Origin of the sequence: Pseudomonas aeruginosa (assembly GCF_001457615.1) — a bacterium.
GTDB lineage: Bacteria > Pseudomonadota > Gammaproteobacteria > Pseudomonadales > Pseudomonadaceae > Pseudomonas > Pseudomonas aeruginosa.
The window spans coordinates 3,644,192-3,658,400 of the sequence record NZ_LN831024.1 but is presented as its reverse complement, the minus strand read 5'-3'; the positions used below and the strand labels follow the sequence as shown (position 1 = coordinate 3,658,400).

At 66.0% G+C, this 14,209-nt stretch carries 21 protein-coding genes; all 21 read left to right on the top strand.

The genetic code is table 11. The annotated features are described in order from the left end of the window. Nucleotides 1-15 precede the first annotated feature (15 nt). The 21 genes from pcrG (at nt 16) to pscL (ending at nt 14,169) form a co-directional block, all read left to right on the top strand. Nucleotides 16-312 carry an LcrG family type III secretion system chaperone PcrG gene (gene pcrG / locus AT700_RS16660; protein WP_003120339.1) on the top strand — a complete coding sequence of 99 codons (297 nt, stop codon included), beginning with the start codon at nt 16-18 and terminating at the stop codon, nt 310-312. 9 nt (nt 313-321) lie between these two features. Further along, a complete protein-coding gene (pcrV, locus tag AT700_RS16655) occupies nt 322-1,206 on the top strand; it encodes a type III secretion system needle tip protein PcrV (RefSeq protein ID WP_003100789.1) in 885 nt (294 codons plus the stop codon). Nucleotides 1,207-1,214: 8 nt separating this feature from the next. Beyond that, on the top strand, nt 1,215-1,721 hold the full coding sequence (gene pcrH / locus AT700_RS16650) for a SycD/LcrH family type III secretion system chaperone PcrH (RefSeq protein WP_003100779.1): 507 nt from the start codon (nt 1,215-1,217) through the stop codon (nt 1,719-1,721). Next, nucleotides 1,702-2,874 carry a type III secretion system translocon subunit PopB gene (popB, locus tag AT700_RS16645; protein WP_048521147.1) on the top strand — a complete coding sequence of 391 codons (1,173 nt, stop codon included), beginning with the start codon at nt 1,702-1,704 and terminating at the stop codon, nt 2,872-2,874. The genes pcrH and popB overlap by 20 nt, the downstream gene beginning before the upstream one ends. An 11-nt stretch (nt 2,875-2,885) precedes the next feature. Continuing rightward, nucleotides 2,886-3,773 (top strand): type III secretion system translocon subunit PopD, encoded by an 888-nt coding sequence (gene popD, locus AT700_RS16640; RefSeq protein ID WP_003113550.1) that lies wholly within the window; start codon nt 2,886-2,888, stop codon nt 3,771-3,773. 125 nt (nt 3,774-3,898) lie between these two features. Then, entirely contained in the window at nt 3,899-4,336 is a 438-nt protein-coding gene (gene exsC, locus AT700_RS16635; protein ID WP_009876222.1) for a type III secretion system regulatory chaperone ExsC, read from the top strand. Between the two features lie 8 nt (nt 4,337-4,344). Next, nucleotides 4,345-4,590, top strand: coding sequence for a T3SS regulon translocated regulator ExsE (exsE, locus tag AT700_RS16630; RefSeq protein WP_003100766.1), 246 nt, complete (start codon nt 4,345-4,347; stop codon nt 4,588-4,590). Nucleotides 4,591-4,598: 8 nt separating this feature from the next. Then, nucleotides 4,599-5,012 (top strand): YscW family type III secretion system pilotin ExsB, encoded by a 414-nt coding sequence (gene exsB / locus AT700_RS16625; protein WP_003100765.1) that lies wholly within the window; start codon nt 4,599-4,601, stop codon nt 5,010-5,012. Between the two features lie 297 nt (nt 5,013-5,309). Then, nucleotides 5,310-6,146, top strand: a complete 837-nt coding sequence (exsA, locus tag AT700_RS16620; RefSeq protein WP_003120334.1) for a T3SS regulon transcriptional activator ExsA — start codon at nt 5,310-5,312, stop codon at nt 6,144-6,146. 97 nt (nt 6,147-6,243) lie between these two features. After that, nucleotides 6,244-7,074 (top strand): T3SS regulon anti-activator ExsD, encoded by an 831-nt coding sequence (gene exsD / locus AT700_RS16615; protein ID WP_003124833.1) that lies wholly within the window; start codon nt 6,244-6,246, stop codon nt 7,072-7,074. Nucleotides 7,075-7,107: 33 nt separating this feature from the next. Then, a complete protein-coding gene (gene pscB / locus AT700_RS16610; RefSeq protein ID WP_003100754.1) occupies nt 7,108-7,530 on the top strand; it encodes a YscB family type III secretion system chaperone PscB in 423 nt (140 codons plus the stop codon). Further along, nucleotides 7,530-9,332, top strand: coding sequence for a SctC family type III secretion system outer membrane ring subunit PscC (gene pscC, locus AT700_RS16605; RefSeq protein WP_004366298.1), 1,803 nt, complete (start codon nt 7,530-7,532; stop codon nt 9,330-9,332). Before pscB ends, pscC begins: the two co-directional genes overlap by 1 nt. Before the next feature lies 1 nt (nt 9,333). Further along, nucleotides 9,334-10,632: a SctD family type III secretion system inner membrane ring subunit PscD gene (gene pscD / locus AT700_RS16600; RefSeq protein ID WP_003113552.1), complete on the top strand. Its 1,299-nt coding sequence runs from the start codon at nt 9,334-9,336 to the stop codon at nt 10,630-10,632. Further along, the gene (gene pscE / locus AT700_RS16595) at nt 10,595-10,798 is read left to right on the top strand and encodes a YscE family type III secretion system co-chaperone PscE (protein ID WP_003115377.1); all 204 of its coding nucleotides are present in this window, start codon (nt 10,595-10,597) and stop codon (nt 10,796-10,798) included. The genes pscD and pscE overlap by 38 nt, the downstream gene beginning before the upstream one ends. Nucleotides 10,799-10,800: 2 nt before the next feature. Continuing rightward, on the top strand, nt 10,801-11,058 hold the full coding sequence (gene pscF / locus AT700_RS16590) for a type III secretion system needle filament protein PscF (protein ID WP_003087729.1): 258 nt from the start codon (nt 10,801-10,803) through the stop codon (nt 11,056-11,058). A gap of 2 nt (nt 11,059-11,060) precedes the next feature. Beyond that, a complete protein-coding gene (gene pscG / locus AT700_RS16585; protein WP_003100735.1) occupies nt 11,061-11,408 on the top strand; it encodes a YscG family type III secretion system chaperone PscG in 348 nt (115 codons plus the stop codon). Further along, nucleotides 11,405-11,836, top strand: a complete 432-nt coding sequence (pscH, locus tag AT700_RS16580) for a YopR family T3SS polymerization control protein PscH (protein ID WP_003124832.1) — start codon at nt 11,405-11,407, stop codon at nt 11,834-11,836. Before pscG ends, pscH begins: the two co-directional genes overlap by 4 nt. After that, nucleotides 11,836-12,174, top strand: coding sequence for a SctI family type III secretion system inner rod subunit PscI (gene pscI, locus AT700_RS16575; protein WP_003120330.1), 339 nt, complete (start codon nt 11,836-11,838; stop codon nt 12,172-12,174). The genes pscH and pscI overlap by 1 nt, the downstream gene beginning before the upstream one ends. Further along, a complete protein-coding gene (pscJ, locus tag AT700_RS16570; protein WP_003120329.1) occupies nt 12,171-12,917 on the top strand; it encodes a SctJ family type III secretion inner membrane ring lipoprotein Psc in 747 nt (248 codons plus the stop codon). The genes pscI and pscJ overlap by 4 nt, the downstream gene beginning before the upstream one ends. Before the next feature lie 8 nt (nt 12,918-12,925). Continuing rightward, a complete protein-coding gene (gene pscK, locus AT700_RS16565) occupies nt 12,926-13,546 on the top strand; it encodes a SctK family type III secretion system sorting platform protein PscK (RefSeq protein ID WP_003100720.1) in 621 nt (206 codons plus the stop codon). Further along, a complete protein-coding gene (gene pscL / locus AT700_RS16560) occupies nt 13,525-14,169 on the top strand; it encodes a SctL family type III secretion system stator protein PscL (RefSeq protein ID WP_003120328.1) in 645 nt (214 codons plus the stop codon). Before pscK ends, pscL begins: the two co-directional genes overlap by 22 nt. Nucleotides 14,170-14,209 lie beyond the last annotated feature (40 nt).

Here is a 14,209-nt window from a genome sequence, read left to right as displayed (position 1 = left end):
ACGTCGATCCCTACCATGGACGACATGAACGAATACACCGAAGACACCCTGCGGGCGACCGTCCAGGCCGCCGAACTGGCGATTCGCGACAGCGAGGAACGCGGCCGCCTGCTGGCGGAAATGTGGCAAGGCCTGGGGCTTGCCGCGGACGCCGGCGAGCTGCTGTTCCAGGCGCCGGAGCGAGAGCTGGCGCGAGCCGCCGAAGAGGAGCTGCTGGCCGAACTGCGGCGCATGCGCAGTTCCCAGCCGACGCAGGGCGAGCAGGGTACCCGGCCGCGGCGTCCGACGCCGATGCGTGGCTTGTTGATCTGAGGAATCACGATGGAAGTCAGAAACCTTAATGCCGCTCGCGAGCTGTTCCTGGACGAGCTCCTGGCCGCGTCGGCGGCGCCTGCCAGTGCCGAGCAGGAGGAACTGCTGGCCCTGTTGCGCAGCGAGCGGATCGTGCTGGCCCACGCCGGCCAGCCGCTGAGCGAGGCGCAAGTGCTCAAGGCGCTCGCCTGGTTGCTCGCGGCCAATCCGTCCGCGCCTCCGGGGCAGGGCCTCGAGGTACTCCGCGAAGTCCTGCAGGCACGTCGGCAGCCCGGTGCGCAGTGGGATCTGCGCGAGTTCCTGGTGTCGGCCTATTTCAGCCTGCACGGGCGTCTCGACGAGGATGTCATCGGTGTCTACAAGGATGTCCTGCAGACCCAGGACGGAAAGCGCAAGGCGCTGCTCGACGAGCTCAAGGCGCTGACCGCGGAGTTGAAGGTCTACAGCGTGATCCAGTCGCAGATCAACGCCGCGCTGTCGGCCAAGCAGGGCATCAGGATCGACGCTGGCGGTATCGATCTGGTCGACCCCACGCTCTATGGCTATGCCGTCGGCGATCCCAGGTGGAAGGACAGCCCCGAGTATGCGCTGCTGAGCAATCTGGATACCTTCAGCGGCAAGCTGTCGATCAAGGATTTTCTCAGCGGCTCGCCGAAGCAGAGCGGGGAGCTCAAGGGCCTCAGCGATGAGTACCCCTTCGAGAAGGACAACAACCCGGTCGGCAATTTCGCCACCACGGTGAGCGACCGCTCGCGTCCGCTGAACGACAAGGTCAACGAGAAGACCACCCTGCTCAACGACACCAGCTCCCGCTACAACTCGGCGGTCGAGGCGCTCAACCGCTTCATCCAGAAATACGACAGCGTCCTGCGCGACATTCTCAGCGCGATCTAGAGGTATCCATGAACCAGCAAGCGACCCCTTCCGACACCGACCAGCAACAGGCGCTGGAGGCCTTCCTGCGCGACGGCGGCACCCTGGCGATGCTTCGCGGACTCAGCGAGGACACCCTGGAGCAGCTCTATGCGCTGGGCTTCAACCAGTACCAGGCGGGCAAGTGGGACGACGCGCAGAAGATCTTCCAGGCACTGTGCATGCTCGACCACTACGACGCCCGCTACTTTCTCGGTCTGGGCGCCTGCCGCCAGTCCCTCGGTCTCTATGAGCAGGCCCTGCAGAGCTACAGCTACGGCGCGCTGATGGACATCAACGAGCCGCGCTTTCCCTTCCATGCCGCCGAGTGCCACCTGCAACTGGGTGATCTCGACGGAGCCGAGAGTGGCTTCTACTCGGCCCGGGCCCTGGCCGCGGCACAGCCGGCGCACGAGGCCCTGGCCGCGCGTGCCGGCGCCATGTTGGAAGCCGTAACCGCGAGAAAGGATCGAGCATATGAATCCGATAACGCTTGAACGCGCCGGACTGCCCTACGGGGTGGCCGACGCCGGGGATATCCCGGCGCTCGGCAGGCCGGTCGCGAGGGATGTCGAGAGTCTGCGGGTGGAGCGCCTGGCGGCGCCGGCCGCGGCTTCCGCGAGCGGCACGGGGGTGGCGCTGACGCCGCCGTCCGCAGCCAGCCAGCAGCGCCTGGAGGTCGCCAATCGTGCGGAGATCGCCAGCCTGGTGCAAGCAGTGGGCGAGGATGTCGGACTGGCGCGGCAGGTTGTGCTGGCCGGCGCTTCGACGCTGTTGTCCGCCGGCCTGATGTCGCCGCAGGCGTTCGAGATCGAGCTGGCGAAAATCACCGGCGAAGTCGAGAACCAGCAGAAGAAACTCAAGCTGACCGAAATCGAGCAGGCGCGAAAGCAGAACCTGCAGAAGATGGAGGACAACCAGCAGAAGATCAGGGAATCGGAAGAAGCCGCGAAAGAAGCCCAGAAGTCCGGTCTGGCAGCCAAAATCTTTGGTTGGATCAGTGCAATAGCTTCGATCATCGTCGGCGCAATCATGGTGGCAACCGGCGTCGGCGCGGCCGCGGGTGCACTGATGATCGCGGGCGGTGTCATGGGAGTGGTCTCCCAGTCGGTACAGCAGGCAGCCGCGGACGGATTGATCAGCAAGGAAGTGATGGAAAAGCTCGGCCCGGCACTGATGGGTATCGAGATCGCCGTCGCGCTGCTGGCGGCGGTGGTCAGCTTCGGCGGCTCAGCGGTCGGCGGGCTGGCCAGGCTGGGCGCGAAGATCGGCGGCAAGGCGGCCGAGATGACCGCCAGCCTGGCGAGCAAGGTCGCCGACCTGGGCGGCAAGTTCGGCAGTTTGGCCGGCCAATCGCTGTCGCACTCGCTGAAACTCGGCGTGCAGGTTTCCGACCTGACCCTGGACGTCGCCAACGGCGCGGCCCAGGCCACTCATTCGAGATTCCAGGCGAAGGCCGCGAACCGCCAGGCCGACGTGCAGGAATCGCGTGCCGACCTGACCACCCTGCAGGGCGTGATCGAGCGCCTGAAGGAAGAGCTGAGCCGCATGCTGGAAGCATTCCAGGAAATCATGGAGCGGATCTTCGCCATGCTCCAGGCCAAGGGTGAAACCCTGCACAACCTGTCCAGCCGACCGGCAGCGATCTGAGGAGACGTCACATGATCGACACGCAATATTCCCTGGCGGCTACCCAGGCCGCGATCCCCTCCGAGCCGATCGCTCCCGGCGCCGCCGGGCGTTCCGTCGGCACGCCGCAAGCGGCTGCGGACCTGCCGCAGGTGCCGGCCGCGCGGGCCGACCGGGTCGAACTGAACGCTCCGCGCCAGGTGCTCGACCCGGTGCGCATGGAAGCGGCCGGCAGCGAGCTGGACAGCAGCGTCGAGCTTCTGCTGATTCTCTTCCGCATCGCGCAGAAAGCGCGCGAGCTGGGCGTGCTCCAGCGCGACAACGAGAACCAGTCGATCATCCACGCGCAGAAGGCGCAGGTGGACGAGATGCGCAGCGGCGCCACGCTGATGATCGCCATGGCGGTGATCGCTGGCGTCGGCGCATTGGCCTCGGCGGTGGTCGGCAGCCTCGGCGCGTTGAAGAACGGCAAGGCCATCAGTCAGGAGAAGACCCTGCAGAAGAACATCGATGGGCGCAACGAACTGATCGACGCGAAGATGCAGGCGCTTGGCAAGACCTCCGACGAGGATCGCAAGATCGTCGGCAAGGTCTGGGCGGCGGACCAGGTGCAGGACAGTGTGGCGTTGCGTGCGGCGGGCCGTGCCTTCGAGAGCCGCAACGGCGCCCTGCAGGTGGCCAACACGGTGATCCAGTCCTTCGTCCAGATGGCCAACGCCTCGGTCCAGGTGCGCCAGGGCGAATCGCAGGCGAGCGCCCGGGAAGGAGAGGTCAACGCCACCATCGGGCAGAGCCAGAAGCAGAAGGTCGAGGACCAGATGAGCTTCGATGCCGGCTTCATGAAGGACGTCCTGCAGCTCATCCAGCAGTACACCCAGAGCCATAACCAGGCCTGGCGTGCGGCGGCCGGAGTGGTCTGAGCCGTCTCCGCGCGGGAGGAAAAGGCCACAGCGATGTGGCTTTTTTCTTAAAAGAAAAGTCTCTCAGTGACAAAAGCGATGCATAGCCCGGTGCTAGCATGCGCTGAGCTTTAGGAGGCGCCCCCATGGATTTAACGAGCAAGGTCAACCGACTGCTTGCCGAGTTCGCAGGCCGTATCGGTTTGCCTTCCCTGTCCCTCGACGAGGAGGGCATGGCGAGCCTGCTGTTCGACGAACAGGTGGGCGTCACCCTGTTGCTGCTCGCCGAGCGCGAGCGTCTGTTGCTGGAGGCCGATGTGGTGGGCATCGATGTGCTGGGCGAGGGGATCTTTCGCCAGCTCGCCAGCTTCAACCGCCATTGGCACCGTTTCGATCTGCATTTCGGCTTCGACGAGCTGACCGGCAAGGTCCAGTTGTATGCGCAGATTCTCGCAGCGCAACTGACCCTCGAATGCTTCGAGGCGACCCTGGCCAACCTGCTCGATCACGCCGAGTTCTGGCAGCGCCTGCTGCCGTGCGACAGTGATCGCGAGGCGGTCGCTGCGGTCGGCATGAGGGTTTGAGCGGCCCCATGAAAATCGAATCGATTTCGCCGGTGCAGCCGTCCCAAGACGCTGGAGCCGAGGCGGTGGGGCATTTCGAGGGGCGTTCGGTGACCCGCGCGGCCGTTCGCGGCGAGGACCGTTCCAGCGTGGCCGGGCTGGCGCGCTGGCTGGCGCGCAACGTGGCTGGCGATCCGCGTAGTGAGCAGGCCTTGCAGCGTCTCGCCGACGGTGACGGCACGCCGCTGGAGGCGCGCACGGTCCGGCGCAGGTGAGGTGCTGGATGCTGTTGCCGCTGGCGTTGCTGCTCGGCGGTTGCGTCAGCCAGCCCGCGCCGATGTCGCCGAAGGTGACGGTGGGCGGTTCGGTGGGCGGCGTTTCCCTGCAGGCGCGCCAGGCGCAACTCAGGCTGCGCCTGTATGCCGTCGTTCAGGGAAGGATGCAAACGATTGCCGAGCGGCGCTACCGGGTGTCCGGGTTGCCGTTGCGCTATGCCTTCGATCTGGAGGTCGACAGGTTGGAGGGCGAGGCATTGTACCTGCGTACCGAGCTTTCCTGGGTGGGCGTCGCGGCGGTCCAGGCGAGTGCCTGGCAACAGGTGGCGGCGGGCGTCGATGAGCGGGTCCGGCTGGTTCGGCGCGACTGTTTTCCGAATTGTACGGCCGCTCGCCCGGAAGAAAGATCTGGCAACGATTGATACATTGCCTGCTGTTTCGGAAAGTGCGTATGGAGATTAAAGAAGTGCAAGTCTCGTTCGTTTTCAGGGAAGGCCTCGAATAATAAAACTGGTACTTTTGTTCCGCTTCTAAAGAAGGCTGGATTAATTGGCGGAAGCCGACTCGCTCTGCGAATCAGCGCACGTCGGATAATCCTGATTATTATAAAATCGACTCCGTGCTCATGGCTTTGAAAATCAATAAAACGGAGCGTATTCATGCCTCTCCGCTCGGCGGGGCATTCAAGGTACGACGGGAAGTGTTGGGGTTCTTATAATATGCAAGGAGCCAAATCTCTTGGCCGAAAGCAGATAACGTCTTGTCATTGGAACATTCCAACTTTCGAATACAGGGTAAACAAGGAAGAGGGCGTATATGTTCTGCTCGAGGGCGAACTGACCGTCCAGGACATCGATTCCACTTTTTGCCTGGCGCCTGGCGAGTTGCTTTTCGTCCGCCGCGGAAGCTATGTCGTAAGTACCAAGGGAAAGGACAGCCGAATACTCTGGATTCCATTATCTGCCCAGTTTCTACAAGGCTTCGTCCAGCGCTTCGGCGCGCTGTTGAGTGAAGTCGAGCGTTGCGACGAGCCCGTGCCGGGCATCATCGCGTTCGCTGCCACGCCTCTGCTGGCCGGTTGCGTCAAGGGGTTGAAGGAATTGCTTGTGCATGAGCATCCGCCGATGCTCGCCTGCCTGAAGATCGAGGAGTTGCTGATGCTCTTCGCGTTCAGTCCGCAGGGGCCGCTGCTGATGTCGGTCCTGCGGCAACTGAGCAACCGGCATGTCGAGCGTCTGCAGCTATTCATGGAGAAGCACTACCTCAACGAGTGGAAGCTGTCCGACTTCTCCCGCGAGTTCGGCATGGGGCTGACCACCTTCAAGGAGCTGTTCGGCAGTGTCTATGGGGTTTCGCCGCGCGCCTGGATCAGCGAGCGGAGAATCCTCTATGCCCATCAGTTGCTGCTCAACAGCGACATGAGCATCGTCGACATCGCCATGGAGGCGGGCTTTTCCAGTCAGTCCTATTTCACCCAGAGCTATCGCCGCCGTTTCGGCTGCACACCGAGCCGCTCGCGGCAGGGGAAGGACGAATGCCGGGCTAAAAATAACTGACGTTTTTTGAAAGCCCGGTAGCGGCTGCATGAGTAGAATCGGCCCAAATTGCAGGCTCTGACGAGCGCGCAATGTAGTGAGGAAGCCAAGGCAGAGAATGGAGCAGGAAGACGATAAGCAATACTCCCGAGAAGCGGTGTTCGCTGGCAGGCGGGTATCCGTGGTGGGCTCGGACGCCCGCTCGCGGGGTCGGGTGCCGGGTTACGCATCGAGCAGTTTGTATCGTGAGTCCGGAATCATCAGTGCGCGGCAACTGGCGTTGCTGCAGCGGATGCTGCCGCGCCTGCGGCTGGAGCAACTGTTCCGCTGCGAGTGGTTGCAGCAGCGCCTGGCGCGCGGCCTGGCGCTGGGGCGCGAAGAGGTGCGGCAGATTCTCCTCTGCGCGGCGCAGGACGACGACGGCTGGTGCGCCGAACTGGGCGACCGGGTCAACCTCGCCGTGCCGCAGTCGATGATCGATTGGGTCCTGCTGCCGGTCTATGGCTGGTGGGAAAGCCTGCTCGACCAGGCGATCCCCGGCTGGCGCCTGTCGCTGGTGGAGCTGGAGACCCAGTCCCGGCAACTGCGAGTCAAGTCCGAATTCTGGTCCCGCGTGGCCGAGCTGGAGCCGGAGCAGGCCCGCGAGGAACTGGCCAGGGTCGCCAAGTGCCAGGCGCGCACCCAGGAACAGGTGGCCGAACTGGCCGGCAAGCTGGAGACGGCTTCGGCACTGGCGAAGAGCGCCTGGCCGAACTGGCAGCGGGGCATGGCGACGCTGCTCGCCAGCGGCGGGCTGGCCGGCTTCGAGCCGATCCCCGAGGTCCTCGAATGCCTCTGGCAACCTCTCTGCCGGCTGGACGACGACGTCGGCGCGGCGGACGCCGTCCAGGCCTGGCTGCACGAACGCAACCTGTGCCAGGCACAGGATCACTTCTACTGGCAGAGCTGAGCGGCCGGCGAAAGCCGGCCCTACCGAGGAATCATGGATCATCTGTTGAGCGGATTGGCCACTCGCCTGGGCCAAGGGCCCTTTGTTGCCGATCGGACGGGTTCGTACCACCTGCGCATCGACGGACAGAGCGTCCTGTTGCTGCGCCAGGGCGACGACCTGCTGCTGGAAAGCCCGCTGGAGCACGCCCCCCTGGACCCGCAGCGCGACCAGCTGGGGTTGCTGCGGGCGCTGTTGTCGCGGGTCGCCAGTTGGAGCCGGCGCTATCCCCAGGCCATCGTCCTGGACGCGGACGGGCGCCTGCTGTTGCAGGCGCGGCTGGGCCTCGACGGCCTCGATCCCGAGCGACTCGAACGGGCCCTGGCCGCCCAGGTGGGGCTGCTCGAGGCGCTGGCGCCGGAGCTGGAGCCGCTGCCCCGCGGGTTGCCGCCGCAGGCTCCGGTGTGGCGTCCCTGATGCGCCGCCTGCTGATCGGCGGACTGCTGGCGCTGCTGCCTGGCGCGGTCTTGCGCGCGCAGCCGCTGGACTGGCCCAGCCTGCCTTACGACTATGTGGCGCAGGGCGAAAGCCTGCGCGACGTGCTGGCCAACTTCGGCGCCAACTACGATGCCTCGGTGATCGTCAGCGACAAGGTCAACGACCAGGTCAGCGGTCGCTTCGACCTGGAAAGCCCGCAGGCCTTCCTGCAGTTGATGGCCTCCCTCTACAACCTCGGCTGGTACTACGACGGCACCGTGCTGTACGTATTCAAGACCACCGAGATGCAATCGCGGCTGGTGAGGCTGGAGCAGGTCGGCGAGGCCGAGCTGAAGCGCGCGCTGACCGCCGCCGGCATCTGGGAGCCGCGCTTCGGCTGGCGTGCCGACCCTTCCGGGCGGCTGGTGCACGTGTCCGGTCCGGGGCGCTATCTCGAACTGGTCGAGCAGACCGCCCAGGTGCTGGAGCAGCAATACACCCTGCGCAGCGAAAAGACCGGCGACCTCAGCGTGGAGATCTTCCCGCTGCGCTATGCGGTCGCCGAGGACCGCAAGATCGAGTACCGCGACGACGAGATCGAGGCGCCGGGCATCGCCAGCATCCTCTCGCGGGTGCTCAGCGATGCCAACGTGGTTGCGGTGGGCGACGAGCCGGGCAAGCTGCGCCCGGGACCGCAATCGAGCCATGCGGTGGTCCAGGCGGAACCGTCGCTGAACGCGGTGGTGGTGCGCGACCACAAGGACCGGTTGCCCATGTATCGCCGCCTGATCGAAGCCCTCGACCGGCCCTCGGCGCGGATCGAGGTCGGCTTGTCGATCATCGACATCAATGCCGAGAACCTCGCCCAGCTGGGCGTCGACTGGAGCGCCGGGATTCGCCTGGGCAACAACAAGTCGATCCAGATCCGCACCACCGGCCAGGATAGCGAGGAGGGCGGCGGCGCCGGTAACGGGGCGGTCGGCAGCCTGGTGGACAGTCGCGGGCTGGATTTCCTGCTGGCCAAGGTCACCCTGTTGCAGAGCCAGGGACAGGCGCAGATCGGATCCCGGCCGACCCTGCTGACCCAGGAGAATACCCAGGCGGTGCTCGACCAGAGCGAAACCTACTATGTGCGGGTCACGGGCGAGCGGGTGGCCGAGCTGAAGGCGATCACCTACGGCACCATGCTGAAAATGACGCCGCGAGTGGTGACTCTCGGCGATACGCCGGAGATCAGCCTCAGCCTGCACATCGAGGACGGCAGCCAGAAACCCAATAGCGCCGGCCTGGACAAGATCCCCACGATCAACCGCACGGTGATCGATACCATCGCCCGCGTGGGCCATGGCCAGAGCCTGCTGATCGGCGGCATCTACCGCGACGAACTGAGCCAGAGCCAGCGCAAGGTACCCTGGCTCGGCGACATTCCCTATCTCGGCGCGCTGTTCCGCACTACCGCGGACACCGTGCGCCGCTCGGTGCGGCTGTTCCTCATCGAGCCGCGGCTGATCGACGATGGCGTCGGCCATTACCTGGCGCTGAACAACCGTCGCGACCTGCGCGGCGGCCTGCTTGAAATCGACGAGTTGTCGAACCAGAGCCTGTCGTTGCGCAAGCTGCTCGGTAGCGCCCGCTGCCAGGCGCTGGCGCCGGCCAGGGGCGAACAGGAGCGCTTGCGCCAGGCCGGCCAGGGTTCGTTCCTCACGCCCTGCCGGATGGGTGCGCAGGAGGGCTGGCGGGTGACCGACGGCGCCTGTCCCAAGGACGGCGCCTGGTGCGTCGGCGCGGAGCGCGGGAATTAGCATGGCCTGGAAGATCCGCTTCTACAGCGGGCTGAACCAGGGCGCCGAAGTCTCGCTCGGAGAGGGCCGGGTGGCGCTTGGCAGCGATCCGTTGCAGGCCGACCTGGTGTTGCTCGACGAGGGCATCGCGGCAGTCCACCTGGTGCTCGAGGTCGATGCCCAGGGCGTGCGCCTGCTGGAATGGGCGGAGGGCTGCGAGCCTCGCCAGGACGGCCAGGCGCAAGTCGCCGGAGCGATCCTGCAGGCGCTTGCCGGGCAGACCTGCGGCCCGCTGCGCTGGGCATTCTGCGACCCGCAGCGGAGTTTTCCCGAGCGTTTCCCCGAAGCCGAGGTGCAGACCGCGCCAGTGCGCCGCAAGTCGTCCGCCCGTGCCGGCGGGGCCTGGCTGCTCGGCGTCAGCCTGGCGCTGGCGCTGTGTCTGCTGGGCATGCTCGTCGAACCCTGGTCGGCCCGCCAGCACGGCATGGCCGGCGAGGAGCCCCTGGCGAAGGTGCGCGCCTACCTGCGCGAGCAGGGCATGAGCGAGGTGGATGTGCAGCGCCAGGGCGACAGTCTCCTGCTCGGCGGCTACCTGGAGGACAACGCCCGGCGCCTGGCGCTACAGCGCTACCTCGATGGCAGCGGCGTGGACTACCGACTGGAAGCACGGAGCATGGAAGACATTCGCCAGGGCGTGGATTTCATCCTGCAGAAATTCGGCTATCGGCAGATCCTCAGCAGCAACGCGGACAAGCCTGGCTGGGTCCGGCTCAACGGCGAACTGGCGGAACAGGACGAACGCTGGGCGCGGATCGACGCATTGCTGGAGTCCGAGGTGCCGGGCCTGCTCGGGGTGGAAAACCAGGTCCGGGTGGCCGGCTCGCACCTACGCCGCCTCGAGCGCCTGCTGGCGGACGCCGGCCTCGACCGGCAACTGAGTTTCCGCGAGCGCGGCGAGCGCATCGAGTTGAGCGGCACGCTCGACGAGGTCCAGCTCAGCGCCTTCTACCGCCTGCAGCGCGAGTTCCAGCAGGAATTCGGCAACCGCCCGAGCCTGGTGCTGCTCAGTCGCGGCAAGCGCGCCAGCGGCGACGAACTGGAGTTCACGATTCGCTCGGTGTCGCTGGGGCGGGTGCCCTATGTAGTGCTCGGCGACGGCCAGAAATACCCGGTGGGCGCCTCGACATCCCGCGGTGTGCGAATCCTCGCCATCGAGCCGGAGTCGATCCTGGTGGCCCGCGGCAAGCAGCGTTTCATCATCAATCTCAAAGGGGAGGTGCTCCATGATGACAGCCTTGGAAACGCGACTGTCGGTCGCTGACGGCACGCATGCCGCAGCGCTCCGGCAGCGTCTGCAGGCGGCGCTGGCGGAGTGTCGCCGGGAACTGGCCAGAGGCGCCTGCCCGGAGCACTTCCAGTTCCTGCAACAGCAGGCCCGGGCCCTCGAAGGCGGTCTCGGCATTCTTTCGCAGCTCACAGAGGACTAAGCATGGCGCAGATATTCAACCCCAACCCGGGGAATACCCTCGATACCGTGGCCAATGCCCTGAAGGAGCAGGCCAACGCAGCGAACAAGGACGTCAACGACGCGATCAAGGCCTTGCAGGGGACCGACAATGCCGACAACCCGGCGCTGCTGGCCGAGCTGCAACACAAGATCAACAAGTGGTCGGTCATCTACAACATCAACTCGACGGTGACCCGTGCGCTGCGCGACCTGATGCAAGGCATCCTGCAGAAGATCTGAACATGGACACTTCACTGATACGCGAATTGGCGGAACTGGCGCTGGCCGGCAGCGGGCAGCACTGCCACGAAGAGGCGCTGTGCATCGCCGAGTGGCTGGAGCGCCTCGGACAGGACGAAGCGGCGCGGCTGATCCGGATTTCCAGCCTGGCCAACCAGGGGCGCTATCAGGAAGCCCTGGCCTTCGCCCATGGCAATCCCTGGCCGGCGCTGGAGCCCTGGTTCGCCTTGTGCGAGTGGCACCTGGGGCTGGGCGCCGCGCTGGACCGCAGGCTGGCCGGGCTGGGCGGCAGCAGCGATCCTGCCCTGGCCGACTTCGCCGCCGGCATGCGCGCCCAGGTGCGGACATGAGCCGCATCGACACGCCGCCGGGATTCGCCGTCTATCCGTCGGCCAGTCCAAAGGCGGCGAACCTGCCGGCTGTCGATCAGGTGCTGGCTTTCGAGCAGGCCCTCGGCGGCGAGCCGCAGGCGGCCGGACGCCGCCTGGCCGGGTTGGAGAACGGCGCTCTCGGCGAGCGCCTGCTGCAGCGCTTTGCCCAGCCGCTGCAAGGGTTGGAGGCGGACCGCCTGGAGCTGAAGGCGATGCTCCGTGCGGAACTGCCGCTGGGACGCCAGCAGCAAACCTTTCTCCTCCAGTTGCTCGGTGCAGTCGAGCATGCGCCGGGCGGCGAATACCTGGCGCAACTGGCGCGTCGCGAATTGCAGGTGCTGATCCCGCTCAACGGCATGCTCGACAACCTCGTGCGCAACAGCCACAAACTCGACCTGGAGTCATGATGGATATCTCTCGGATGGGCGCCCAGGCGCAGATCACCAGTCTCGAAGAACTCTCCGGCGGCCCGGCCGGCGCGGCCCACGTCGCCGAGTTCGAACGGGCGATGGGCGGTGCCGGCAGCCTGGGCGGCGACCTGCTCAGCGAACTGGGGCAGATCAGGGAGCGTTTCAGCCAGGCCAAGCAGGAGTTGCAGGTGGAGCTGTCGACGCCCGGCGACGATCCCAACAGCCTGATGCAGATGCAGTGGTCGCTGATGCGCATCACCATGCAGGAAGAGCTGATCGCCAAGACCGTCGGGCGCATGAGCCAGAACGTCGAAACCCTGATGAAGACCCAATGAGGCGAACGGTGAAAGGTCTGTCGCGCATGGCGCTCCTGGCGCTGGTCCTGGCGTTGGGCGGGTGCAAGGTCGAACTCTATACCGGGATCAGCCAGAAGGAAGGTAACGAGATGCTGGCGCTGTTGCGTTCGGAGGGCGTTTCCGCGGACAAGCAGGCGGACAAGGATGGCACCGTGCGCCTGCTGGTGGAGGAATCGGATATCGCCGAGGCGGTGGAGGTGCTCAAGCGCAAGGGCTATCCGCGGGAGAACTTCTCCACGCTGAAGGATGTGTTTCCCAAGGACGGGCTGATTTCCTCGCCCATCGAAGAGCGCGCGCGGCTCAACTACGCCAAGGCCCAGGAGATTTCCCATACCCTTTCCGAGATCGATGGCGTGCTGGTGGCGCGGGTCCATGTGGTGCTGCCAGAGGAGCGCGACGGACTGGGCAGGAAGTCCTCGCCGGCATCGGCCTCGGTGTTCATCAAGCACGCCGCCGACGTGCAACTGGATGCCTACGTGCCGCAGATCAAGCAACTGGTGAACAACGGCATCGAAGGACTCAGCTACGACCGCATCAGCGTGGTGCTGGTGCCGTCGGCCGGGGTCCGCCAGGTCCCGCTGGCGCCACGCTTCGAGAGTGTCTTCTCGATCCAGGTGGCGGAGCACTCGCGCGGACGCCTGCTCGGCCTGTTCGGCCTGCTGCTGGCGTTGCTGCTGGCGAGCAACCTGGCGCAGTTCTTCTGGCACCGGCAACGGGGCTGAGCGGCGCGATGCCATTGACGGCCTACCAGTTGCGCTTCTGCCCGGCCCGCTACATCCACGAGTCGCACCTGCCCGCGGTATTGCTGCGGTTGCTGCCGGCGCTGCCGGACTGGCGGCGACAGAGCGTTCTCAACGCCTGGCTGCTGGAGCAACTGGAATTGGACTGCGCGTTCCGCATGCCCGCGCAACTGGGCGGGCTGGCCCTTTACCCGCAGGCGGCGCTGGAACGGACCCTGGGCTGGCTCGGCGCGCTGCTGCACGGCCAGGCCTTGCGGCAGGTGCTGGACGGTGCGCGGGTACGGCGCATACGCGCGCAGATCGGCGAACAGGGCCAGCGTTTCTGCCTGGAGCAGCTCGACCTGCTCATCGGTCGCTGGCCGCCCGGCTGGCAGCGGGCCTTGCCGGAAAACCCGGAAGAAGGCTATTTCCGGCGCTGCGGCCTGGCTTTCTGGCTGGCCGCCTGTAGCGATGCCGACTGCGGTTTCTCGCGGCGCCTGCGCCTGCGCCTGGAGGCCATGCCGGCCCCGGCGGACTGGACCTTCGACGAACAACGGCGATCCCTGGCGCGGACCCTGTGCCTGAAGGTCGCCCGACAAGCGAGCGATGAATGCTTCCATTTGTTGAACTAGACGCCAGTCGCGTACGGCTGGCCCCCGGGCAGGCCCTGTTGCGCGCCCGCGACTACCAGGACTACCTCAGCGCCAACCGCCTGGTGGAAGCGGCCCGCGAGCGTGCCGCCGAAATCGAGCGCGAGGCCCACGAGGTTTACCAGGAGCAGAAGCGCCTGGGCTGGGAGGCCGGACTGGAGGAGGCGCGTCTGCGCCAGGCCGGGCTGATCCAGGAAACGCTACTGCGCTGCAATCGCTACTACCGGCAGGTCGATCGCCAGCTTGGCGAGGTGGTGCTGCAGGCGGTGCGCAAGGTGTTGCGCCACTACGACGCTGTCGAGCTGACCCTGGCGGCCACGCGCGAGGCACTGGCATTGGTGAGCAACCAGAAGCAGGTGATCCTGCACGTCCAGCCGGAACAACTGGCCGCGGTGCGCGAGCAGGTCGCCCGGGTGCTCAAGGATTTCCCCGAGGTGGGCTACCTGGAAGTGGTCGGCGATGCCCGGCTGGACCAGGGCGGTTGCATCCTGGAAACCGAGATCGGGATCATCGACGCTTCGCTCGACAGCCAGTTGGCGGCGTTGCAGGCCGCATTGACGGAGAGCGTGGCGCGGAGCGGCGAGGAGGAAGGGGACGCCGGTTGAGGGAACCAGGCGCCGCCCCCGGCCCGGGCGTTGGCTCCGG